This is a genomic window from Nonomuraea sp. N2-4H, from assembly GCF_045291505.1.
Lineage (GTDB): Bacteria > Actinomycetota > Actinomycetes > Streptosporangiales > Streptosporangiaceae > Nonomuraea > Nonomuraea fastidiosa.
Genome location: NZ_CP147987.1, coordinates 2,964,923 through 2,987,626, shown reverse-complemented (window position 1 = coordinate 2,987,626; position 22,704 = coordinate 2,964,923). Strand labels below are relative to the sequence as shown.

Annotated in this window: 17 protein-coding genes; 13 read left to right on the top strand and 4 right to left on the bottom strand. The window is 69.6% G+C overall.

The window, feature by feature from the left end:
• Positions 1 to 175: 175 nt before the first annotated feature.
• The 4 genes from WBK31_RS13685 to WBK31_RS13670 are packed head-to-tail and all read left to right on the top strand — an operon-like array spanning position 176 to position 5,051.
• Entirely contained in the window at positions 176 to 1,492 is a 1,317-nt protein-coding gene (locus WBK31_RS13685) for an ABC transporter substrate-binding protein (protein WP_406674952.1), read from the top strand.
• A 60-nt stretch (positions 1,493 to 1,552) separates the two neighbouring features.
• A complete protein-coding gene (locus WBK31_RS13680; RefSeq protein ID WP_364050257.1) occupies positions 1,553 to 2,452 on the top strand; it encodes a sugar ABC transporter permease in 900 nt (299 codons plus the stop codon).
• Entirely contained in the window at positions 2,436 to 3,353 is a 918-nt protein-coding gene (locus WBK31_RS13675; RefSeq protein ID WP_364050254.1) for a carbohydrate ABC transporter permease, read from the top strand. Before WBK31_RS13680 ends, WBK31_RS13675 begins: the two co-directional genes overlap by 17 nt.
• A gap of 45 nt (positions 3,354 to 3,398) precedes the next feature.
• The gene (locus tag WBK31_RS13670) at positions 3,399 to 5,051 is read left to right on the top strand and encodes a GH39 family glycosyl hydrolase (protein WP_406674951.1); all 1,653 of its coding nucleotides are present in this window, start codon (positions 3,399 to 3,401) and stop codon (positions 5,049 to 5,051) included.
• Here WBK31_RS13670 and WBK31_RS13665 read toward each other — a convergent pair.
• Complete coding sequence (locus tag WBK31_RS13665) at positions 5,048 to 5,818, bottom strand: FadR/GntR family transcriptional regulator (protein ID WP_364050248.1); 771 nt, start codon at positions 5,816 to 5,818, stop codon at positions 5,048 to 5,050. The genes WBK31_RS13670 and WBK31_RS13665 overlap by 4 nt on opposite strands.
• Before the next feature lie 138 nt (positions 5,819 to 5,956).
• On the opposite strand from WBK31_RS13665, the gene WBK31_RS13660 reads away from it, so the two are divergent.
• From WBK31_RS13660 to WBK31_RS13640, 5 genes are read left to right on the top strand one after another with little or no spacing between them, the layout of a single operon-like run.
• On the top strand, positions 5,957 to 7,225 hold the full coding sequence (locus WBK31_RS13660; protein WP_364050245.1) for an extracellular solute-binding protein: 1,269 nt from the start codon (positions 5,957 to 5,959) through the stop codon (positions 7,223 to 7,225).
• Between the two features lie 2 nt (positions 7,226 to 7,227).
• Positions 7,228 to 8,163 carry a sugar ABC transporter permease gene (locus WBK31_RS13655; RefSeq protein WP_364050242.1) on the top strand — a complete coding sequence of 312 codons (936 nt, stop codon included), beginning with the start codon at positions 7,228 to 7,230 and terminating at the stop codon, positions 8,161 to 8,163.
• Positions 8,163 to 8,990 (top strand): carbohydrate ABC transporter permease, encoded by an 828-nt coding sequence (locus tag WBK31_RS13650; protein ID WP_364050239.1) that lies wholly within the window; start codon positions 8,163 to 8,165, stop codon positions 8,988 to 8,990. The genes WBK31_RS13655 and WBK31_RS13650 overlap by 1 nt, the downstream gene beginning before the upstream one ends.
• A gap of 34 nt (positions 8,991 to 9,024) precedes the next feature.
• Positions 9,025 to 10,128, top strand: a complete 1,104-nt coding sequence (locus WBK31_RS13645; protein WP_406675493.1) for a mandelate racemase/muconate lactonizing enzyme family protein — start codon at positions 9,025 to 9,027, stop codon at positions 10,126 to 10,128.
• A 26-nt stretch (positions 10,129 to 10,154) separates the two neighbouring features.
• Positions 10,155 to 12,179 carry a right-handed parallel beta-helix repeat-containing protein gene (locus WBK31_RS13640; protein WP_406674950.1) on the top strand — a complete coding sequence of 675 codons (2,025 nt, stop codon included), beginning with the start codon at positions 10,155 to 10,157 and terminating at the stop codon, positions 12,177 to 12,179.
• 91 nt (positions 12,180 to 12,270) lie between these two features.
• Here the strand turns inward: WBK31_RS13640 and WBK31_RS13635 are convergent, their stop codons facing one another.
• The gene (locus WBK31_RS13635; RefSeq protein WP_406674949.1) at positions 12,271 to 13,557 is read right to left on the bottom strand and encodes an MFS transporter; all 1,287 of its coding nucleotides are present in this window, start codon (positions 13,555 to 13,557) and stop codon (positions 12,271 to 12,273) included.
• Between the two features lie 170 nt (positions 13,558 to 13,727).
• Positions 13,728 to 14,516, bottom strand: a complete 789-nt coding sequence (locus WBK31_RS13630) for an MBL fold metallo-hydrolase (RefSeq protein WP_378789304.1) — start codon at positions 14,514 to 14,516, stop codon at positions 13,728 to 13,730.
• 87 nt (positions 14,517 to 14,603) lie between these two features.
• On the opposite strand from WBK31_RS13630, the gene WBK31_RS13625 reads away from it, so the two are divergent.
• Complete coding sequence (locus WBK31_RS13625; protein ID WP_364050225.1) at positions 14,604 to 15,203, top strand: ABATE domain-containing protein; 600 nt, start codon at positions 14,604 to 14,606, stop codon at positions 15,201 to 15,203.
• Between the two features lie 169 nt (positions 15,204 to 15,372).
• Here WBK31_RS13625 and WBK31_RS13620 read toward each other — a convergent pair whose 3' ends face one another.
• A complete protein-coding gene (locus tag WBK31_RS13620; protein ID WP_378789306.1) occupies positions 15,373 to 16,683 on the bottom strand; it encodes a PHB depolymerase family esterase in 1,311 nt (436 codons plus the stop codon).
• A 662-nt stretch (positions 16,684 to 17,345) separates the two neighbouring features.
• Between WBK31_RS13620 and WBK31_RS13615 the strand changes: the two genes are divergently transcribed.
• The 3 genes from WBK31_RS13615 (at position 17,346) to WBK31_RS13605 (ending at position 22,601) form a co-directional block, all read left to right on the top strand.
• The gene (locus WBK31_RS13615) at positions 17,346 to 18,698 is read left to right on the top strand and encodes an endo-1,4-beta-xylanase (RefSeq protein WP_378789308.1); all 1,353 of its coding nucleotides are present in this window, start codon (positions 17,346 to 17,348) and stop codon (positions 18,696 to 18,698) included.
• Between the two features lie 391 nt (positions 18,699 to 19,089).
• Positions 19,090 to 21,114: an RICIN domain-containing protein gene (locus WBK31_RS13610; protein WP_406674948.1), complete on the top strand. Its 2,025-nt coding sequence runs from the start codon at positions 19,090 to 19,092 to the stop codon at positions 21,112 to 21,114.
• A 59-nt stretch (positions 21,115 to 21,173) separates the two neighbouring features.
• Positions 21,174 to 22,601, top strand: coding sequence for a non-reducing end alpha-L-arabinofuranosidase family hydrolase (locus WBK31_RS13605; protein ID WP_378790251.1), 1,428 nt, complete (start codon positions 21,174 to 21,176; stop codon positions 22,599 to 22,601).
• The last annotated feature ends 103 nt before the right edge of the window (positions 22,602 to 22,704 follow it).

Sequence of the window (22,704 nt, the reverse complement as noted above, 5' to 3'; positions counted from 1 at the left end):
GGCTCCCTTCAGGCTCTACGAAATTATTTCGCAACCTACCACGTGCCTCGGACTCCCTGGATCGCATCGTGATTTACCCGTTGACACCGGACAGACAGGACACCTAATGTCCTCGCAACACCGAACATGTTGCGAAATAATTTCGTAACCGGCTCAGGACGAGAGGCGAGACCCCATGCGGCTCTCCCGGAAGCTCAAGCTCCTCTGCGCGGCACTCGCACCCATGCTCGCGCTCACCGCGTGCTCGGGCGGCTCCAGCACGGCGGGCGCCGAGGGCGCGGACAGCGGCGAGAAGGTCAAGATCACCGTCTGGAGCTGGGACGGCACCGTCGAACGCGCCGTACCCGGCTTCCAGGCCGCGCATCCGAACATCACGGTCGAGGTCGTCAACGCGGGCTCGTCGCAGGACGAGTACAAGGCGCTCGACAACGCCATCCAGGCCGGATCCGGCGTGCCCGACCTGGTGATGTTCGAGTACTTCGCGGTGCCGTACTTCGCGGTCCCCGGCAAGCTCACCGACCTCGGCGAGCTGGGCGCGGACAAACTGAAGAGCGACTACGTGCCCGCCGCGTGGAACGACGTGACGGTCAACGGCAAGGTCTACGCACTGCCGTCCGACTACGGGCCGTCAGCGATGTTCTACAACGAGGCCACGCTGAAGAAGGCCGGCATCGACGAGCCGCCGGCCACGTGGGACGAGTACTACGAGGCGGCCAAGAAGATCCGCAAGCTGGGCGACGACTACTACATCGCCCAGGACACCGGCGACATCTTCTTCCTGCTCTCGCTCATCTGGCAGGCCGGCGGCCGCCCGTTCAAGGTGGACGGCACCAAGGTGCACATCGACTTCAGCGACCCCGGCACCACCAAGGCCGTGGCGTTCTGGCAGAAGATGCTGGACGAGGGCCTGATCAACACCAAGATCACCGGCTGGTCGGACGACTGGAACCGGGCGCTCAACGACGGCACCCTCGCCACCCAGACCATGGGCGGCTGGCTGACCTCGACCCTTCCCGAACGCGCGCCGGAGGCCAAGGGCGACTTCAAGGTGGCCCTGATGCCGCAGTGGGAGAAGGGCCAGAAGGTCGGCGCCGCGAACGGCGGCAGCTCCTTCGGCATCCCCGCGGCGGCCGAGCACAAGGAGGCGGCCTTCGCCTTCCTGGAGTACTTCACGCACGGCGACGGCCTGCAGACCCGCGTCGACGCCGGCGCGTTCGTGCCGAACCTTTCGGTGCTGGAGAACGAAGCTTTCACCGGCAAGCCCAACGAGTACTTCGGCGACCAGAAGGTGGGCGCCGTGCTGGCCGAGGCCACGGAGATCGTCCCCTCCGACTGGCAGTTCCCGCCGTTCTTCGAGTATGCGCGCTCGATCTACGGCGACCTGGCCTCGCCGTACTACACCTCGGGCCAGGGCTCGCTCGCCGAGATCCTGGAGCAGTGGCGCCAGCGCTGCATCCAGTACGGCAACGAGCAGGGCTTCCAGGTGGACTAGCGGACTCGTGCCGGGGACGGGCGGGCCTCGTCCCCGGCAGGAACCGGAAGGAACTCCGACATGACCCAGGCACTCGCACCGGCGCGCAGGCGGCGCCGGTCGCAGACCGGGCTGGCGTTCATCGCGCCCTTCGCGGCGCTGTTCGCGCTGGTGTTCATCGTGCCCATCGCGTACGCCGCCTACCTCAGCCTCTTCCAGGACAAGCTGGTCGGAGGCAACGTCTTCGTCGGCCTGGACAACTACACCAAGCTCTTCCAAGACCCGCAGTTCTGGGACGGCGTCGGGCGCGTCGCCGGCTTCACGCTGGTGCAGGTGCCGATCATGCTGCTGCTCGCGACGGCGCTGGCGCTCGCCCTGGACAGCCGGCGGCTGCACGGCGCGCGGTTCCTGCGGGTGACGATCTTCCTGCCGTACGCGGTGCCGGCAATCGTGGCGACCCTCATGTGGGGGTTCCTGCTCGGCGTCAAGTACGGCCTGTTCGGCAGCCTCAACGACGCCCTCGGCACCGACATCGACCCGTTCACCCCCGACACCACGCTCATCTCCATCGGCGTGATGGTGACGTGGGCGTTCACCGGCTTCAACATGCTCATCTTCTACGCCGCGCTCAAGGCGGTCCCCCGCGAGCTGTACGAGGCGGCCGCGATCGACGGGGCGAACGAGTGGCAGATCGTCCGCTCGATCAAGCTGCCGGCGCTGCGCGGCTCCCTGGTCGTCACCGTGATCTTCTCGATCATCGGGACGTTCCAGATGTTCAACGAGCCGCAGATCCTGCCGACGATGGTGGCCAACAGCGGCGTCACCAGCTTCTACACGCCGAACCTGTACGCGTACAACCTGGCCTTCACCGGCTCGCAGCAGGGGTACGCGGCAGCGCTGGCGCTCGTCATGGCGGCTATCACGATCGCCGTCGCCTACGCCGTACAGATCAGAGGGCTGAGGAATGCAAGCGACCAGTAGCGCTCCGGCCGCGGCGAGGACGCTCCGCCGGGGCCCCCGGCTCTACACGGTGGACAACCCGCGCAAGAGCACCACGCTCACCGTGATGACCGGACTGTTCACGCTCTACTGCCTGCTGCCGCTGGTGTGGCTGGTCATCAACGCGACCAAGTCGCAGGCGGACTTCGTCTCGACGTTCGGGCTGGCGCCCGGCCGCGAGTTCGCGCTATGGGACAACATCGTCGGGGTCTTCACCTACCAGGACGGGATCTTCTCGCGGTGGCTGCTCAACACCGTCCTGTACGTCGTGGTGGGCGCGACCGTCTCCACGTTCCTGGCCGCGCTCGGCGGGTACGCGCTGGCCAAGCTGCACTTCACCGGCAAGCGGATCTTCCTGCTGGTCATCCTGGGGTCGATCTCGGTGCCCGGCATCGCGCTGGCGATCCCGCAGTTCCTGCTGTTCGCCAAGCTCGGCCTGACCGACACCCCGTGGGCGATCCTCATCCCGTCGTTCATCAACCCGTTCGGGCTGTACCTGATGTGGGTGTTCACCGCCGAGGCCGTGCCGACCGGGCTGCTGGAGGCGGCGAAGATCGACGGCGCCGGGGAGTTCCGCACGTTCCTGCAGATCGCGCTGCCGCTGCTCGCCCCGGCGGGCGTGACCGTGCTGCTGTTCTCGTTCGTGTCGATCTGGAACAACTACTTCCTGCCGCTGATCATGCTGAAGGATCCCGACTGGTATCCGCTGACCGTCGGCATCAACCAGTGGAACAAGCTCGGCTCGTCGGCCGGCAACGGCGCCCTCGTGCAGAACCTGGTCATCACCTCGTCGCTGCTGACGATCATCCCGCTGATCATCGCGTTTCTCTGCCTGCAGCGGTACTGGCAGTCGGGCCTGACCGTGGGCGCCGTCAAGGGCTGAACCCTCTCCTGTTGTTTTCCTGCTCATTCGAATGAAAGCGAGACCATGACGAGCGACGCTGTGCCCGCATCCCGGCTGCTCATCGACGGCGAGGAGCGCGACGAGACCGCGTTCCCGCACGTGTGGAGCGCCTGCATCGGAGCCGGGCGGGCCAACGAGGCCCTGCGCGCGGACTGGCAGCGGCAGTTCGCCGAGGTGGCCGCCGCACTCAACGTGAAGTACGTGCGTTTCCACGGCCTCTTCCACGACGACATGTTCGTCTACCGGGAGAGCTACGGCGGCGGCTTCGGCCCCAACAGCCCGCTCCCCTCCCCCGTCTACACCTTCTCCTACGTGGACAAGGTCTTCGACTTCCTGCTGGAGCAGGGCGTACGCCCGTTCGTGGAGCTGGGCTTCATGCCGCGCGAGCTGGCCACCCAGACCGAGACGCTGTTCTGGTGGCGGGCGCACTGCAGCCCGCCCAAGGACATGGCGCGCTGGGCCGAGCTCGTCACCAGGACGGTCGAGCACTGGGTCGATCGGTACGGCCTGGACGAGGTGCGCCGGTGGCGCTTCGAGGTGTGGAACGAGCCCAACCTCGTCCCCCACTTCTGGACCGGCACCAAGACCCAGTACTTCGAGCTGTACGAGGCCACCGTGCGGGCGATCAAGGCGATCGACCCCGAGCTGAAGGTGGGCGGCCCCTCCACCAGCGTCTTCGTGCCGGACGACCGCTACAAGGGCGAGACCGAGGACCGCTCGGCGATGGTGGAGACGGCCGCCGCGACCGACGTGGACGCCCTCGACTGGCGGCCGGTGTGGATCGAGGACTTCCTCGCCTGGTGCGCCGAGCGCGAGCTGCCGGTCGACTTCGTCTCCACGCACCTCTACCCCACCGACTACGCCTACGGCGCCGACGGCCAGGCGGTGCAGATCACCCGGTACGCCGACGCCACGTACGACGACCTGACCCTGCTGCGCGCGCTGCTGCGCGACAGCGCCTACCCCGACGCGGAGATCCACATCACCGAGTGGTCCACCTCGCCGTCGTCGCGCGACTTCATCCACGACACCGTGTTCGCCGCCACCTCCATCACCCGCTCGTACCTGCAGTGCGCGTCCCTCGCCGACTCGATCTCCTACTGGACGTTCACCGACGTCTTCGAGGAGGGCGGGGCCGGCATCGGACCGTTCCACGGCGGGTTCGGCCTGATCAACGAGGACGGCGTCCACAAGCCGACCTACCACGCGTTCACCATGCTGGAGCGGCTCGGCGACCGGCTGCTGCTCGCCACGCCCGACGGGGTGGTGACCCGCGACAGCCGCACCTCGGCCGTGTCGGCGGTGTTCTTCAACTACCCGGACGGCATGGGGCTGAAGGGGCTGAGCGCGCGCGGCACGTACGCGGCGACCCGCGAGCTGGCCGCCGTCGGGCCGAGCCGCAGGATCCGCCACACGATCGAGGGCCTGGAGCCGGGCAGCACGTTCCTCGTCGAGGTGCTCGACTGGGAGCACGGCAACGTCGCCGAGGCGTGGTACGCCCTCGGCGCGCCGCTCAACCTCACCAGGGCGCAGCGCGAGCACCTGGGCAGGGTGGCCGACGCGCTGCGCGCGTACACGCTGACCGTGCCCGACGACGGCGTGCTGAAGCTCGACGTCAAGCTGGCGCCCTGGGCGGTGATGTCGCTGCGGCAGTCGGGACGGGAGGCCAGGGGCTAGCGTTGCAACCGCACCGGGGCGCTGGAGGCCTTGCGGCGGACCAGCCACGCCTCGGTGATGTGCGTGAACATCGCCTCGCTCGCGCCCTCGGGATCGTGCGCGGCGATGCGCTCGTAGATGCGGCGATGGCCCTGGTTGGAGGCCACGCACTGCGCGCGCTGGGGGTCGCCCATGTAGCGGGCGGTGTTGATGACCTGGCTCTCCAGCGCGCGCACGACGGCCCTGGCGATGCGGTTGCCGGACGCCTGCATGATCACATCGTGGAAGGCCCGGTCGTGGTCGGCGTAGGTGACGTGGTCGTCCACCAGCTCGTCCATGCGATCGACCAGGGCGAGCAGCCTCTCGATGGTCTCCTCGCCGGCCAGCCGGGCGGCGAGGTAGGCCATGTCGGACTCGAGCAGGCGGCGCGTGACGACGAGGTCGTCGAGGATCGCCAGGCTCTCGTCCATGTCAATCGTGGCCGCGAGCACGAGCTCGTCGAGCATGTCCCACGACGTGGACGGGGTGACCATGGTGCCGGCGCCCTGCCTGACCTGCACCAGGCCCTTCTCTTGCAGGATCTTCACCGCCTCGCGGACGACGGTCCTGCTCACCCCGAACGTCTCGCACAGCACGGGCTCAGGGGGCAGGGGCGTGCCGGACGGGTGCACGCCGCGCACGATGCGCTCCACCAGCTCCGCGGTCACCGCCCTGGCGAGATTGGCCGGCCTGCGCACCCACGCGGGCGGGACCGAGACGCCCCCGGGCGATTCCTGCGACGCCGTCATATCCCCCTCCACACCAGCGCCGCCGCCGGGGCGGCGCCCCGCCAGTATAGGCCACCCCCATTGACGTAATACGTCATACGAGTTACGTTTTCGTGGCATGCGGCCGGGGACGCCGACCGCGCTCTGGGGAGTGAAGCCATGAAGCAGCGAAGCCTCTGGGCGGCCGCGCTCGCCGTCGGGCTGGCCCTGACAGGCTGCGGAAGCGCCGCACCGGCGCGGCCCTCATCCGAAAGCACCACGAACAAGCTCGTCGTCTGGGACTGGAAGTCCGGCGAGCCGGGCGTGGCGTCCTACCTCGAGAAGGCGAAGGCCGACTTCGCCGCCAAGCACCCCGACGTGACCGTCGAGTTCGTGGCCCAGCCGTACGACCAGTACTACACGCTGCTGGGCACGGCGGCTCAGTCCGGCAAGGGCCCCGACGTCATGCTCTTCAACGGCGGCGGGCAGCTGCGCGACCGCGTGGACATGCTGCTGCCGCTCGACCGGTACGTGGCCCCCGACAAGCAGCGGCTGGCCGGCTGGGACGCCTTCAGCAAGGACGGCACGATCTACGCCGCCCCGGTGACGCTGCAGGGCCACCCCGTCTACTACAACAAGGCGATCTACGCCAAGGCCGGGCTGGACCCGGCGAACCCGCCGAAGACGTGGGAGGAGTTCGTCCGCGGCTGCGCCGCCATCAAGAAGGCCACCGGCGCCAGGTGCTTCGCGCTCGGCAACAAGGAGGGCTTCGGCATCCAGTTCTTCATGTCGGGGCTCGGACCGGGCATCCTGACGCCGAAGGAGTACGACGACTGGATCGCGGGCAAGCGCGACTGGACCTCGCCCCACGTCAAGGAGATCTTCCGGCTCTGGAAGCAGGCCGAGGACGACGGCCTGAACAACGACGGCGCCAACTCCACCGCGCTGTTCAACGACGCCTTCGCCCTCTTCGACACCGGCAAGGCCGCCCACGTGATCGGGCTGATGTCGGACGTCGGCCACTGGAAGGACTTCGGCGAGTTCCTCGGCCCGGACAACGTCGGCGTCATGACCGCGCCCGTCGTCACCGGCGATGCCGAGCCCGTCCTGCCCTATGACGGCGGCATCGGCTACGGCGTGGCCAAGACGACCAAGGATCCGGCGCTCGCCGCCGACCTCGTACGGGCGCTGACCTCGACCGCCGCGCTGACCGCCTTCTCCGCCGACGCCGGCGCGATCACCTCCGACACCACCATCGCCGCCCCGCAGGACGCACCGGCCGTCGCCGCGATCGTGCCGCAGATCACCAGCGGCAAGCCCGCGCTGCACGTCGCGCTGTCCAGCAAGGTCCTGGACCTGATGGGCAGGCTCTCCCAGCAGCTGCTGAGCGGATCGGCCGGTGTGGACGACGTCGTACGGCAGCTGGCCGCCGCGGACGAGGCGAGCTGACCGTGCCGGTCGGAACGACCTCACCCGCGCTGCGCCCCGGCCGGACCGGGCACGGGCGGCCGGGGCTGCCGCGGGGAGCGAGGGCCGAGCGGCTGGCGCCCTTCGTCCTGGTGGCGCCGGCCGTCCTCATCATCGTGGCGCTGCGGCTGTGGCCGCTGGTGCTGGGCGTCAACTTCTCCTTCACCGGCGACGGCGAGCGCAACGGCACCCCCGTCGGCTTCGACAACTACGCCGAGCTGCTGGGCGACCCGCTGTTCCGCACCGCGCTCGGCAACGTCGGGCTGCTCGTGCTGCTGCTGCCGGTCGCGGTGGCGATCCCCGGCCTGCTGGCCACGTTCATCTATCTGAAGGTGCCCGGCCACCGGTTCTTCCGCAGCGTCTACTTCTTCCCCGCCGTGCTCTCCCCCGTGATCGTCGGCGCGATCTTCAACCTGATGCTCGGCTACGACGGCCCGCTGAACACCGCGCTCGCCGCCTTCGGCCTCGGGCCCGTCGACTGGCTCGGCGACCCCGCGCTGGCCAAGTTCACGGTCATCGGCGTGCACATCTGGGCGACGTTCGGCATGGCGCTGGTGGTCTTCCTGGCCGGGTTCTCCACCCTCGACGCCGCCCTGCTGGACGCCGCCAGGATCGACGGCGCGTCGCTGCCGCGGATCATCTGGCACGTCATCATCCCGGGGCTGTCGCGCACCATCCAGTTCGTCGTCGTCACCACCATGATCGGAATGCTGACGTCCATGTTCGGCCTGCTGTACATCATGACCAGCGGAGGACCGGAGGGCTCGACGTACCTGCCGGAGTTCTACGTGTGGATCCAGCAGGGGCAGATGAACCGCCCGGCGCTCGCCTCGGCGGCCTCCACGGTCCTGTTCCTCATCATGCTCGTGGTCGGCGTCGCGCAGGTGGCGCTGCTGCGCAGGGCGGGGAGCGAGGACTGATGCCCGTCCTGCGTCTGGGCCGGTGGCTGGCCGCCGTACCGATGGCGCTGCTCGCCCTGGCCACCATCTATCCCCTGGTGTTCACCGCCAACGTGGCCGTGAAGACCCGGCGGGAGTACATCCTCGACCGGTTCTCCCCTGCCAGTGGCCTGCACCTCGACAACGTCGCCGCGGCGTGGAGCAGCGTCGGCATGGCGCGCTACTTCGCCAACTCGCTCATCGTGGTCACGGCGTCGGTGGTGGTGCTGCTGCTCCTCGGGTCGATGGCCGGGTTCGCGCTGAGCCAGTTGCGCTTCCGCGGCTCGTCGGCGCTGTTCCTCGGCTGCCTGGCGGCGCTGTTCATCCCGTTCCAGGTGATCATGGTGCCGCTGGTCAAGGTGATGGCCGACACCGGGCTCATCGACACCTATCCGGGGCTGATCCTCGCGTACGTCGCGCAGTTCCTGCCCTTCACGGTCTTCCTTATGACCAGCCACTATCGGACCATCCCGGCCGACATCGTGCACGCGGCCCGCATCGACGGCAACTCCACCTACGGCGTCTACCGGCGGATCATGATCCCGCTCGGCGCTCCCGCCCTGCTCTCCGTCGGCATCCTGGACGCGCTGTTCTGCTGGAACGACGTGCTCATCGCGCTGCTGATGATGCCGTCGCCGGAACACCGCACGCTCATGGTCGGTGTCACTTCGCTGCGCGGGCAGTACTCCGACAACATCCCCCAGTTCGCCTCAGGGGTGCTCATCGCCGCGATACCCGTCCTGCTGATCTATCTGTTCCTCCAGCGCCAGATCGCCGACGGGGTCACCGCCGGCTCTACGAAGGGCTGACATGCGAATCTCGGGGTATCGGACGTTGACGACGGTGCAGGCGTGGGGCCGCCCCGTCGGGGACGCCAACGGTGTGCACGCCGACGGGAACGTGGCCGTGCCGATCGTCCTGGTGGACACCGATGAGGGGATCACCGGCGTGGGCCTCGGGCCGCACGCCCACCTCGACGCCGTGTTCCCGGCGATCGAGGGCGAGGATCCGCGCGCCGTCACCACGCTTTACGACCGCATGCTGCGGCGGACGTTCAAGGCCGGCCACGCGGGCGCGGTGTTCGGCGCCATCGGCGCGTTCGACACCGCGCTGTGGGACATCAAGGCGCAGGCGGCGGGCGAACCGCTGTGGCGGCTGCTCGGGGGCCGCGACCGGCGGGTGCCCGCGTACGCCTCCGGGCTGGACATCGCGCTCACCGACGACGAGCTCGTCTGCGTGCACCAGGAGTACGCCCGGCACGGGCTGCGCGCGGCCAAGCTGAAGGGCGGGCTCGACATCGACCGCGACCGGCGCCGCCTGGAGCTGGTCCGCGACGTGCTGACGGAGGCGGGGCGCGGCGCGCGGCCCGCGCTGATGCTCGACGCGAACGAGACCTGGCACCGCAAGCAGGCGGTCAGGCACGTCGCCGAGCTGGAGCGCACGCTCGACCTGACGTGGATCGAGGAGCCGGTACGGCGCTGGGACGCCGAAGGGCTGGCCGCCGTCGGGCGCGGGGTCCGCGCCTCGGTCGCGACGGGCGAGAACCTCACCGGCCTCGACCAGTACCGGCCGCTGCTGGCCGCGGGCGCGGTGGACGTCGTCCAGGCCGCCGCCGTATGGGGCGTCACCCACTTCCTGCGCGTCGCCACGCTGGCGCACGCCCACGACCTGCCGGTCAGCCCGATCGGCACCACCCCGGTCGGGCTGCTGCACGCCGCCACGTCGGTGCCGAACCACCTGGTCAGCGAGCTGCAGGACCTGCGTCCGCCGCTCGGGATCTCGGTGGACGTGACCGTCGAGGACGGCGCGTTCGTCCTGGGCGACTCGCCGGGCCTCGGCATCACCGTCGACGAGACCGCGATCGCCACGCCTCCCCCGCCGACAGACGGCACCCCCGACGTGCGGCCGGAGCGCGCCGGCCTGCGGCTGTTCAGTCCCCCGTCATGACAGCACTCACAGGAAAGGGAGTAACCGTGCGTCCACCCATCGTGTCGCGCAGGCGAACGCCCGCCATGGCGTCCGCCGCCTTACTGATCGCCGGCGGGCTCATCGCCGGTCCCGCCGCCGGACCGGCCCAGGCCGCACCGGCCCGGACCATCGTGGTCGCGCCCACCGGCGCCGAGAACGCCGACGACCGGGGCCCCGGCAACGCCGGCAGGCCGCTCGCCACCCTCCAGGAGGCGCAGCGCCGGGCCCGCGCGGCGGCGGCTGAGGGCCGTGACGTCACCGTCGAGCTGCTCGACGGCACGTACCGGCTGACCGAGCCGCTGCGGTTCGGCCCCGCCGACTCCGGCAAGAAGGGGCACGTGGTGACCTGGAAGGCCGCGCGGGGAGCCGAGCCCGTGCTGAGCGGCGCCCGTCCCGTCACCGGCTGGACGCTCGACGACCCCGACAAAGGCGTCTACAAGGCGCAGGTCGGCACGGACGCCGACAGCCGGCAGCTCTACGTGGACGGCGCGCTGGCCCAGCGGGCCCGCATCGAGCTGCCCCGCGACGCCATCACGCTCACCGCGACCGGCTTCACCCTCGACGACCCCGATCTGGCCTACCTCGCCGGCCTGCCCGACCAGCAGCGCATCGAGCTGCAGGCGAAGCTGTCGTTCACCAACCGCTTCGCGCCCGTGCAGCGCATCTCCGGCACCACGGTCGTCATGCAGCAGCCGGCCTGGGACAACAACACCTTCGGCTACGACACCATCCAGTCCCCGCTGCGCACCCCCACCTTCTACCTGCAGAACTCCCGGGCGTTCCTCGACGAGCCCGGAGAGTGGTACCTGGACCGGGGCGCCGGGACCGTCTACTACAAGCCGCTGCCGGGTCAGGACATGTCCCGTGCGCGGGTGGAGCTGCCCCGCCTGGAGCGGCTGCTGGAGATCGGCGGCACGTACGACGAGCCCGCCCGCAACCTCCGCTTCGAAGGGCTGACCTTCACCGGCACCACGTGGCTGCAGCCCGGCACCAACGAGGGCTACGCCAACCAGCAGACCGGCACGTTCATCGCCGGCGTACAGGAGCACCGGCCGCAGGACGCGTTCACCTCGTGCGCCTTCGGCTGTAAGGGCTTCGAGGGCGCGCGCAACAACTGGTCGCAGGCGCCCGCCGCGGTGCAGGTGTCGGCCGCGGAGAACATCACGTTCACCGGCGACACGTTCGTCAACCTCGGCTCGGTCGGGCTCGGCATCGGCAATGACGCCAACGCCCACGCCACCGGGGTCGGGCTGGGCGCGCACAACGTGACCGTCAAGGGCAGCACGTTCACCGCGAGCGCCGGTGGCGGCATCGTCGTCGGCGGTGTACGGCCCGACGCGCACCACCCGTCCGACCCGCGCATGGTCAACAAGGACATCCGCATCAGCGGCAACCGCATCTACTCCACCGCCCGCGAGTTCCTCGACCAGGACGGCATCTTCGCCAGCTACGTCACGCGGCTGACCGTGGAGCACAACGAGGTGGCCGACATGCCGTACACCGGCATCGGGATCGGCTTCGGCTGGGGCGCCAACGACCCGGGCGGCAGCCCCGAGTACATCAACCGCGGCCTGTACGACTTCCAGCCCATCTACGACACGCCGACCACGTCCAGCGAGGTCACGGTCGTGGGCAACCACGTACGCGACGTCGTGCACACGATGTTCGACGCCGGCTGCATCTACACCCTCTCCGCGATGCCCCGAAGCCGCATCGAGCAGAATTACTGCGAGAAGAGCGGACAGCTCGGCCTGTACTTCGACGAGGGCTCCCGCTACATCTCGGCGAGCCGCAACGTGTTCGTCGGCACCGCCGCCCAGTGGGCGCACGCCAACAACCAGAACGGCAACCGCACCGGCGACATCACGCTGACCGGCAACTACACGACGAACCCCGCCATCACGGGGCTGGTGGACGGCGAGCGCGGCAACACCGTACGCGACAACACCACCGTCACCGCCGGCGACCTGCCCGACGAGGCCAAGAAGATCATCGACGAGGCCGGTCCCACCTCGAAGAACGCGCGCTGACCCCGAAGACACCGAGTGGAGCTCCCGCGCCGGGCGGCTCGATCCCGAACGGTCGAGCCGCCCGGCGCGGCCCTGCCGTCCTGCCCGCCGCTCACCGGCTGCGCGCGGCGGAGACCCCCGCCGCCATGACCACCGCCGCCAGCACGGCCGCCGCCAGGACACCGCCGCCGATGGCGAGGAGAGGGTAGCCCGCGACGGCGGCGACGACGCCCGAGAGCATGCCGCCCGCGGCACCGGCGACGGAGATGGCGGTGTCGACCATGCCCTGCGTGCGCGCGCGGACGTCCGGCGGGACGGCGTCGGCGACGATCGCGGTGCCGGCGACCAGGCCGAAGTTCCAGCCCAGTCCCAGCAGGGCGAGGGCCACGGAGAACGCGGCCACGGAGCCCGCGGGGGCGGTGGCGGCGACGATTCCGGCGATCAGGAGAACAGGCCCGGAGGCGACGGCGATCGTGAGACGGCCGTAGCGGTCGACGAGCCAGCCGGTCAGGGGCGAGGCCAGGTACATCGCGCCGATATGGAGGGCGATGACCAGACCGGCGGCGGCGGTACCGTGACCGTGGTCGCGCATGTGCACGGGCGTCATCGTCATGATCGCGACCATGATCAGCTGGGTGAGCACCATGACCAGGGCACCCACCGGCACGCCGGGGCGGCGCCTTACGGTCGCCGGGCGTGCCGGGTCGGCGGCGTCGCCAGGTCTGTCGCCGGAGTCCGCGGCGCCGTGTTCGGCGTCGAGAGCGCGAGCCAGCAGCAGCGGGTCCGGGCGCAGCCAGACGGCCAGGACGGCGGCCGCCACCGCGTACGCGGCACCGGAGAGGAGGAACGGCCCGGCCAGCTCGGGGACGCCGAGCGCGGCGGCGACGTCGCCGAAGGGCGCGGCGAGGTTGGGCCCGGCCACCCCTCCCAGGGTGGTGGCGACCAGCACGATGGACACGGCACGGGCTCGGTGGGCGGGAGCGGCCAGATCGACGCCCGCATAGCGGGCCAGCAGGTTCGCCGCCGTGCCGGCGCCGTACACGAACAGGGCGATGAGCAGCAGGAACGCGCTGCCGACGACGGCGCCCGCGATGACGCCCGCGCTGCCGGCGGCACCGGCCAGGTACCCGGCGGCGAGCCCGGAGCGGCGGCCGCGAGCCTGCGACAGGCGCCCGATGGCGACGGCCGCGAGCGCGGCACCGGCGGTTCCCACGGCGCTGGGCAGGCCGGCGAGGCCGGTGGAGCCGAACACGTCCTGCGCGAGCAGGGCGCCGACGGTCACGCCCGCCGCCAGTCCGAGACCGCTGAGGATCTGCGCGGTCACCAGGACGATCAGGGCACGGCGCTGAGCCTGGAGGCGCGGGATGTCCCCCATCGTTGCAGGCACACCAGATCTCACGAGAAGGCACCTTCGGTAGAGGTCGGATGGAGGCCGCCGCGGCGGCCCCGGGCAAGCGCGCACGAAGGCGGAGCCGGCCGACCGCCCGGCTGCTGCCGGCCGAGGCGGCAAGGTAGGTGTCCACGCCTGGCACCCGGTGTCCGGCGGCCGGCCTGGCGATGCTTGCCCGGTCAGCTCGGCCGGGCGAGGTCAAGCCGGTCGGCCAGCCCTGCGGCGGCGAAGGCCGCCACCAGCGCGTCGCGCCCCTCGGTGAGGTGGGCCCAGCTGTCGTAGTGGACGGGAACCACCCGCCGGGCGCGCAGGATCTTGGCGGCCTCGGCGGCCCGCGCGCTGTCGAGAACGATCGGCTCGCCGTCGAAGAGCACCGCGAATCGGGGGCTGCCGGCGAACAGGATGGCGGTGTCGATCGGGGCGAAGCGGCGTGCAATCTGCTCGACCGCGTCGAGCGAGGCATTGTCGCCGCTGACGTAGACGGTGGGCAGACCCGCCCCGGTCAGGACGAAGCCGACGACCTCGCCGGTGACCGGTTCGACCTCCTCGCGCGGTCCCGGTCCGTGAATGGCGGGCACGCCTGTGACGGTGATCGTGCCGCCGCCGGGGCGGTCCAGCTCGATCGCCTGCCAGTCCGCCAGCCCCTTGGCCCCCTGCCCCAGGCGGCGGCTGCCTCCGGGCGTGGTGAGCGTGAGCGGGACGTCGGCGAGCAGCGCCCGGCCGGAGTCGTCCAGGTTGTCGGGGTGCTCGTCGTGCGAGAGCAGGACCACGTCGATGCGGCCGAGGTCGCCCGGTACGGCGGCGGAGGGGGCCGTCTTGGTCAGCCGTCCGCCCGGGACCTCGTAGTCCCCGGGACCGTCGAAGGTCGGGTCGGTCAGGAAGCGGAGACCTCCGTAGTCGAAAAGGGCGGTCGGGCCGCCGAGAACGCGGACAGGAATCTGCTCGGCGGTCCTGCTGCTGTCAGTCATCTCCAACACCTCACGGATAAGGGACGCTTTATCCGTGAGCAATGTAGACGTATCTCACGGATGGCTGCAAGCCGTACCATGAGAGACATGAGGGAGACCGTGACCGCCGAGTCCGTGCCGCCGCCCGCACCGGGAGCGGCGGACTACGTCGCTCTCGACTTCGCCAACAGCGCCATCGCGTTGCCGGGCGGGCAGTTCATCGATCTCCTCGGCACCCCGGAGTCGACGAATCGGTGGCTCGCCGAACGCGGCCTCGCCCCGCCCGGCGCCGGGGTCCAGGAGATGTGCGTCACACAGCTGCGCTCACTGCGCGAACATGTCAGGGCGCTGCTCGCCGCCCGCGTCGCCGGGCTGCCCGCGTTGCCCGCGGCTCTGGCCGCCGTCAACGACGCCTTGACCAGGGCCCCCACGGCCCCCTTGCTGTACTGGGACGAGAAGCGCGGCCCCTATCGCGCGGCACCGTGCCCCGTCAACGAGGTGCTGGACCACGCTCTTGCGACCCTCGCCGCCAATACGGCCGACCTGCTCACCGGTCCCGACGCAGAGCGCCTCATCACCTGCGACTCCTCCCCCTGCAACCGCTACCTGCTGCGCCACGGCCGCCGTCACTGGTGCTCCACCCGCTGCGGCGATCGCGCCCGCGCCGCCCGCGCCTACGCCCGGCGCAGCCGGCCGAAGCCCGGCTGACACGCCTGAAAAGGTCTGGCTGGCGCGCCGCACAAGGGTCTGGCTGGCGCGCCGCACAAGGGTCTCGCTGGCGCGCCGCACAAGGGTCTCGCTGGCGCGCCGCACAAAAGGTTGCGCCCGCGCCGGAAGTCGTCCTCTGCTTCCGGCGCGGGCGGGTCCAGGGGTTCGTTCAGGAGGTGTGCGACCACCGCTGGTTGGGGCCGCCGTGGCAGGTGTAGAGCTGCAGGCCGGTGCCGTTGGCGGTGCCCTGGCCTATCGCGTCGAGGCACAGGTTCGACTGCACGCCGGTGATGGTGCCGTCGGAGTTGATCCGCCACTTCTGGTTGTCGCCGCCCCAGCAGGAGTAGATCTGGATGCGGGCGCCGTTGCTGCTGCCTCCGGCGTCCAGGCACTTGTTGCCGTAGACGCGCAGCTCGCCGGAGTCGGTCAGGGTCCACTGCTGGTTGGTGCCGCCGTTGCAGTCCCACAGCTGGACGGCGGTGCCGTCGGAGGTGGAGCCGTTCGGCACGTCGATGCAGCGGCCCGAGCCCTCGCCCTTGATCTGCCCCTCGCCCTCAACGGGCGGCTCGGTGCTGCCGCCGTCGTCGAGGCCGAAGAAGCGGATGGCGTACGCGGCCATCCCGGTGTGCGGCAGGTCGTGGCCGGCGCCGTTGATCGTGTACGCCTCGACCTGCCCCGAGCCGTAGACGCGCCGGGTCCAGCCGGACTGCGGGCTGTCGGTGGAGGTCGGGGTCTGGCTCAACCCGTGCACGTTCGTCCACTGGTCCACCTCCTCCTGCAGCATCGAGTACGGCAGCACCGAGTCGTTGGTGCCGTGCCAGGCCATCACGCGCGGCCAGGGACCGCTGTAGCCGGGGTAGGCGTTCCTGACCAGGTCGCCCCACTGCTGCGGCGACTTGTCCCCGCAGCCGGTCGGGCCGAGGCAGCTGTACGGCACGCCCGCGAACGGAGCCCCGGCCTTGAACACGTCCGGGTACGTGGCGAGCAGGTTGAGCGTTTCCATCGCCCCGGAGGAGAAGCCGGTGGCGAAGACGCGCTCGGGGTCGGCGCCGTGGCGCTGGAGCACGTACGTCACCATGGAGACGATCGAGACGGGGTCGCTGCCGCCGCCGTGGCGCAGGGCCTCGTTCGACCAGACGTCGAAGCAGTTCGACATGCCGTTGGCGCTCTTGTTGGCCTGCGGGTAGATGACGATGAAGCCGTGGCGGTCGGCGAGCGAGGCGAACTCCGTGCCCTGGTGGAAGCCCTGCGCCCAGCCGTTGCAGCCGTGCATCGCCACCAGCACCCCTGGCCGGTCCGCGAGCCGGTCCGGCACGTAGAGGTACATGCGCAGACCGCCGGGGTTGTCACCGAAGTTCGTCACCTCGGTCAGCGTCGCCGCCGACGCGCGCGGGGCGGCGGTCACGAACATGGCCAGGCTCGTCGCGAGCGCCGCGACGAGCGCCACCAGACCGGCCGTCAGGCCGGCGCACCTTCTCATAGCCGTACGTCCTTTCTGGGGGGTCGCCGTCTCCGGCGGCGGACGTGTGCTGTTAGCGCTAACAAGTGGTACCCGGGTCTCCCCGGGCGTAGGAAAGGTGGTGGCGGACGGAGCAAACCTGAGACCGAAACATCCTGTCAAGGGCCTCGGGGCGGCCGGGAGCCGCGCGAGAGCCGGGTTCAGCGCGTTCACCTGCCGTTACGCACGCCGACGGCTCTCCGCGAGGTGTGAAAGTTTCACGGGAGACGCCTGCCCTCCGAAAGTTTCAAGGTCTTGAAGTGGAGTTCGGCCACGATATGGCGGCCGCGCACGACCAGGCGGTTCCCGAAAGTTTCTCTGAATCCTTGACAACTTTCGGAGTGCTTCCCACACTGAGACCGCACGACGATCTCCCCTGCCAGAACGGTGGTGGCGGCAGGGGACGCCGTCTCGACGCCGCGGCGTTCCCGCGTGCGCCGATGTCGCGGGTGTCTCCGCGGACTCCCTTCCCCCGATATGTACATGGAGGCTCAGGCATGAGCGTCGACGCCATGTCCCCATCGTCCCCATCGTCCCCACCGTCCCGACCGTCCCGGCCCACCGGCCGAAAGTCCGGCGGGCGCAGACGCGCGCTGATCACCGGTCTGATCAGCGCGATCGGCGCCGCCGGCATGGTCGCGGCAATGACGCTGGCCACCCCCGCGCAGGCGGCGGAGAGTACGCTCGCCGCGGCGGCCGAACAGACCGGCCGCTACTTCGGCACCGCCATCGCCGCGGGCAAGCTCGGCGACTCGCAGTACACGACGATCGCGAACCGCGAGTTCAACATGATCACCGCCGAGAACGAGATGAAGATCGACGCCACCGAACCGAACCGGGGGCAGTTCAACTTCAGCAACGGCGACCGGATCTACAACTGGGCCGTGCAGAACGGCAAGCGGGTCCGCGGGCACACCCTGGCCTGGCACAACCAGCAGCCGTACTGGATGCAGCAGCTTGAGGGCTACGACCTGCGCCAGGCGATGATCAACCACATCAACGGCGTGGTGGGCCACTATAAGGGCAAGATCTACGCCTGGGACGTGGTGAACGAGGCGTTCGACGACGGCAACTCGGGCGCCCGGCGCAACTCCAACCTGCAGCGCACCGGCAACGACTGGATCGAGGTGGCCTTCCGCACCGCCCGCGCCGCCGACCCGGACGCCAAGCTCTGCTACAACGACTACAACATCGACAACTGGAACTGGGCCAAGACACAGGCCGTGTACAACATGGTCAGGGACTTCAAGTCCCGCGGCGTGCCGATCGACTGCGTCGGCCTGCAGTCCCACTTCAACAGCAACAGCCCGTACAACCCGAACTACCGGACGACCATCCAGAGCTTCGCGGCGCTGGGCGTGGACGTGCAGATCACCGAGCTGGACATCCAGGGCGGCTCGGCCTCGACGTACGCGAGCGTCGTCAACGACTGCCTGGCGGTGCCGCGCTGCACCGGCATCACGGTCTGGGGCGTGCGCGACACCGACTCCTGGCTCGGCTCCCAGGCCAGCGCGCTGCTCTTCGACGGCAACGGCAACAAGAAGGCCGCCTACACCGCGGTGCTGAACGCGCTCAACGGCGGCAGCAGCACCGAGCCGCCCGTTGAGGGCGAGGGGCAGATCAAGGGCGAGGGCTCGGGCCGCTGCATCGACGTGCCGAACGGCTCCACCTCCGACGGCACCGCCGTCCAGCTGTGGGACTGCAACGGCGGCACCAACCAGCAGTGGACCCTGACCGACTCCGGCGAGCTGCGCGTCTACGGCAACAAGTGCCTGGACGCCGGAGGCAGCAGCAACGGCGCCCGCATCCAGATCTACTCCTGCTGGGGCGGCGACAACCAGAAGTGGCGGATCAACTCCGACGGCACCATCACCGGCGTGCAGTCGAACCTGTGCCTCGACGCGATAGGCCAGGGCACCGCCAACGGCACCGGCCTGCAGCTCTACACCTGCCACGGCGGCGCGAACCAGAAGTGGACCTACAACTCCGGGTCCTGATGATCTCTCGTCCCGGCCCCGGACGGGCGGTGCCGGGACGAGAGCGGCGCGGCCGGCGGCCCATCCCTTCCGGGACGGGTGCCGGTCGCCGGCCGTCGCCGCAACTTAACCGATCAATGCATGAAATTTTCAGCTCATCGCGTCGCTCACACGGCCGGCTGAAAAGCCAGGTCAAGCCGCTTATGTCGCGGCGAGCGCGTTCTCATCAGTGACCGGCCGCCGTTGACGCCGGGCCGGAGCCTCGGATGTACTCCCGACGACGCCGCCCGAAGGAGGAGGGTCACGGCTTTATGCGACACGAAATGTTAGCGCTAACAATGGCACCTGAGTCGCGTACCTTCCGCGCCGGCACCTCGGGCACCCGGACCGACGACCACCCCTGGAGGTCCCCGTGAGGCGCGCGCTTGCGATCCTCTCGTCCCTCGTGCTCATCGGCGTGCTGCTCACGCCACAGGCGGCTGCGGCCGCGACGGTCGACACGAACGCCTGGTACGTCCTGATCAACCGCAACAGCGGCAAGGCTCTGGACGTCTACAACCTCGCCACCAACGACGGCGCCCGCATCACCCAGTGGAGCCGCAACGACCAGAACCAGCAGCAGTGGCAGTTCGTCGACTCCGGCGGCGGCTACTACCGCATCAAGTCCCGCCACTCCGGCAAGGTCCTCGACGTCTCCGACTACTCCACCGCCAACGGCGCACCCGTCGTCCAGTGGAGCGACCACAACGGCACCAACCAGCAGTGGCGCCTGGCCGACAGCTCCGACGGCTACGTGCGCTTCATCAACCGCAACAGCAACAAGGCCCTCGAAGTGCAGAACGCATCCACCAGCGACGGCGCGAACATCGTCCAGTACGACGACTGGGGCGGCGCCAACCAGCAATGGCAGCTCGTCCGCGTCGGCGGCGGCCAGAACCCCGGCGGCACCTACACCAACCCGGTCGTCTGGCAGGACTTCGCCGACGGCGACATCATCCGGGTCGGCGACACCTACTACTACTCGGCCTCGACCATGCACTACTCGCCGGGCGCGCCGATCCTGCGCTCGTACAACCTGGTCGACTGGGAGTACGCCGGGCACTCGGTGCCGCGGCTCGACTTCGGCTCCAGCGCGTACGACCTCAGCGGCGGCCGGGCGTACGTGAAGGGCATCTGGGCCTCGACGCTCAACTACCGGCCGAGCAACGCCACCTTCTACTGGATCGGCTGCATCGAGTTCAACCGCACGTACGTCTACACCGCCACCGCCGTGGACGGCACCTGGACCAAGCGCTCGCAGATCAACAACTGCTACTACGACGCGGGCCTGCTGATCGATGACGACGACACCATGTACGTCGCCTACGGCAACACCACCATCAGCGTCGCCCAGCTGTCCGCCGACGGCTTCAGCCAGGTGCGGGCCCAGCAGGTGTTCCAGACGCCGAGCAGCGTCGGCACCCTCGAGGGCGCCCGCTTCTACAAGCGCAACGGCTACTACTACATCTGGCTGACCCGCCCGGCCAACGGCCAGTACGTGCTGCGCTCCACCTCGCCGTGGGGCCCGTACGAGATGCGCCAGGTCCTGCTGAACCTGCCCGGCCCCATCTCCGGAGGCGGCGTGCCGCACCAGGGCGGGCTCGTCCAGACGCAGAACGGCGACTGGTACTACATGGCGTTCATCGACGCCTACCCCGGCGGCCGGGTCCCGGCGCTCGCGCCGATCACCTGGAGCGGCGACTGGCCGGTGCTGCAGACCGTCAACGGCACGTGGGGCGCCACCTACCCCAAGCCGAACATCCAGACCAGCAAGACCGTGGCGTCCATGATCGGCTCCGACACGTTCACATCGAGCAGCCTCGGGCACCGCTGGGAGTGGAACCACAACCCCGACACCAGCCGCTTCTCCACCGGCAACGGGCTGCGCCTGCAGACCGCGACCGTCACCGACGACCTCTACAACGCCCGCAACACGCTGACGCACCGCATCCAGGGACCGGAGTCCACGGCGACGATCGAGCTGGACTACTCGCGGATGGCCGACGGCGACCGCGCCGGGCTGGCGATGCTGCGCGACCAGTCGGCGTGGATCGGCGTCAAGCGCGACAACGGCACCACCCGCGTCGTCATGACCGACGGCCTCACCATGAACAGCTCGTGGCAGACCACCGGCACCGGCACCGAGGTGGCCAGCGCGAACGTCTCGGGCGGGCGCATCTGGCTGCGGGTCAGCGCCGACGTACGGCCCGGGTCCGGCCGGCAGGCCCGCTTCTCCTACAGCACCGACGGCAGCACGTTCGTGAGCCTCGGCCGGGCGTTCACCCTGAACAACGCCTGGCAGTTCTTCATGGGCTACCGCTTCGGGATCTTCAACTACGCAACCCGGTCGCTCGGCGGCGAAGTGACCGTGAGCCGCTTCGACCTCACCGCACCCTGACGAACCCATCGAGAAAGGCAGCTTTCGTGAACCGCAGACCCCTGGCCTTACTCGCGGCCCTGGCCACGTTACTGGCGAGCCTGCTCGTCGCACTCCAGACCGAGACGGCGCACGCGGCCACCGTCGACACCAACGCCTGGTACGTCCTGATCAACCGCAACAGCGGCAAGGCACTGGACGTCTACAACCTCGCCACCAACGACGGCGCCCGCATCACCCAGTGGACCCGTAACAACCAGAACCAGCAGCAGTGGCAGTTCGTCGACTCCGGCGGCGGCTACTACCGCATCAAGTCCCGCCACTCCGGCAAGGTCCTCGACGTCTACAACTTCTCCACCGCCAACGGCGGCGAAATCGTGCAGTGGTCCGACCACAACGGCACCAACCAGCAGTGGCGCCTGGCCGACAGCTCCGACGGCTACGTGCGCTTCATCAACCGCAACAGCAACAAGGCCCTCGAGGTGCAGGGCGGCTCGACCGCCGACGGCGCGAACATCGTCCAGTACGACGACTGGGGCGGCGCCAACCAGCAGTGGCAGCTCGTCCGCGTGGACGGCGGCGGCGACCAGAACCCCGGCGAGTGCGACCTGCCGTCGAGCTACCGCTGGACCTCCACGGGCCCGCTGGCCACGCCGCGCTCCGGCTGGGTGTCGCTCAAGGACTTCACCGTCGCCCCGTACAACGGCCAGCACCTGGTGTACGCGACCACGCACGACTACGGCACGCGCTGGGGGTCGATGAACTTCAGCTTGTTCAGCAACTGGTCGCAGATGGCGTCGGCGAGCCAGAACGCCATGAACAACAGCACCGTCGCGCCCACCCTGTTCTACTTCGCGCCGAAGAACATCTGGGTGCTCGCCTACCAGTGGGGCAGCACGCCCTTCTCGTACCGGACCTCGACCGACCCCACCAACCCGAACGGCTGGTCGGCCGAGCAGCCGCTGTTCACCGGCAGCATCTCCGGCTCCGGCACCGGGCCCATCGACCAGACGCTGATCGCCGACGACACGACCATGTACCTGTTCTTCGCCGGTGACAACGGCAAGATCTACCGGGCCAGCATGCCGATCGGGAACTTCCCCGGCAACTTCGGCTCGTCCTCGACGGTCATCATGAGCGACTCGACCAACAACCTGTTCGAGGCCGTGCAGGTCTACAAGCTGAAGGGCCAGAACAAGTACCTCATGCTGGTCGAGGCGATCGGCTCGCAGGGCCGCTACTTCCGCTCGTTCACGGCCACCAGCCTGAACGGCACGTGGACGCCGCAGGCGGCGAGCGAGAGCAACCCGTTCGCGGGCAAGGCCAACAGCGGCGCCACCTGGACGAACGACATCAGCCACGGCGAGCTGATCCGGGTCAGCGCCGACCAGACCTTCACCGTGGACCCCTGCAACCTGCAACTGCTCTACCAGGGCCGCGACCCCAACTCGGGCGGCGACTACGGCCTTCTCCCCTACCGCCCCGGCCTGCTGACCCTGCAGCGCTGACGGCCTTGACGGCCTGACGGGCCGACGCGCGGGCCGGGGCCGGATGGCCCCGGCCCGCTGCTCTGTTCACCGAAAGTTAAGGTCGAGAACGCCGAAAACAACT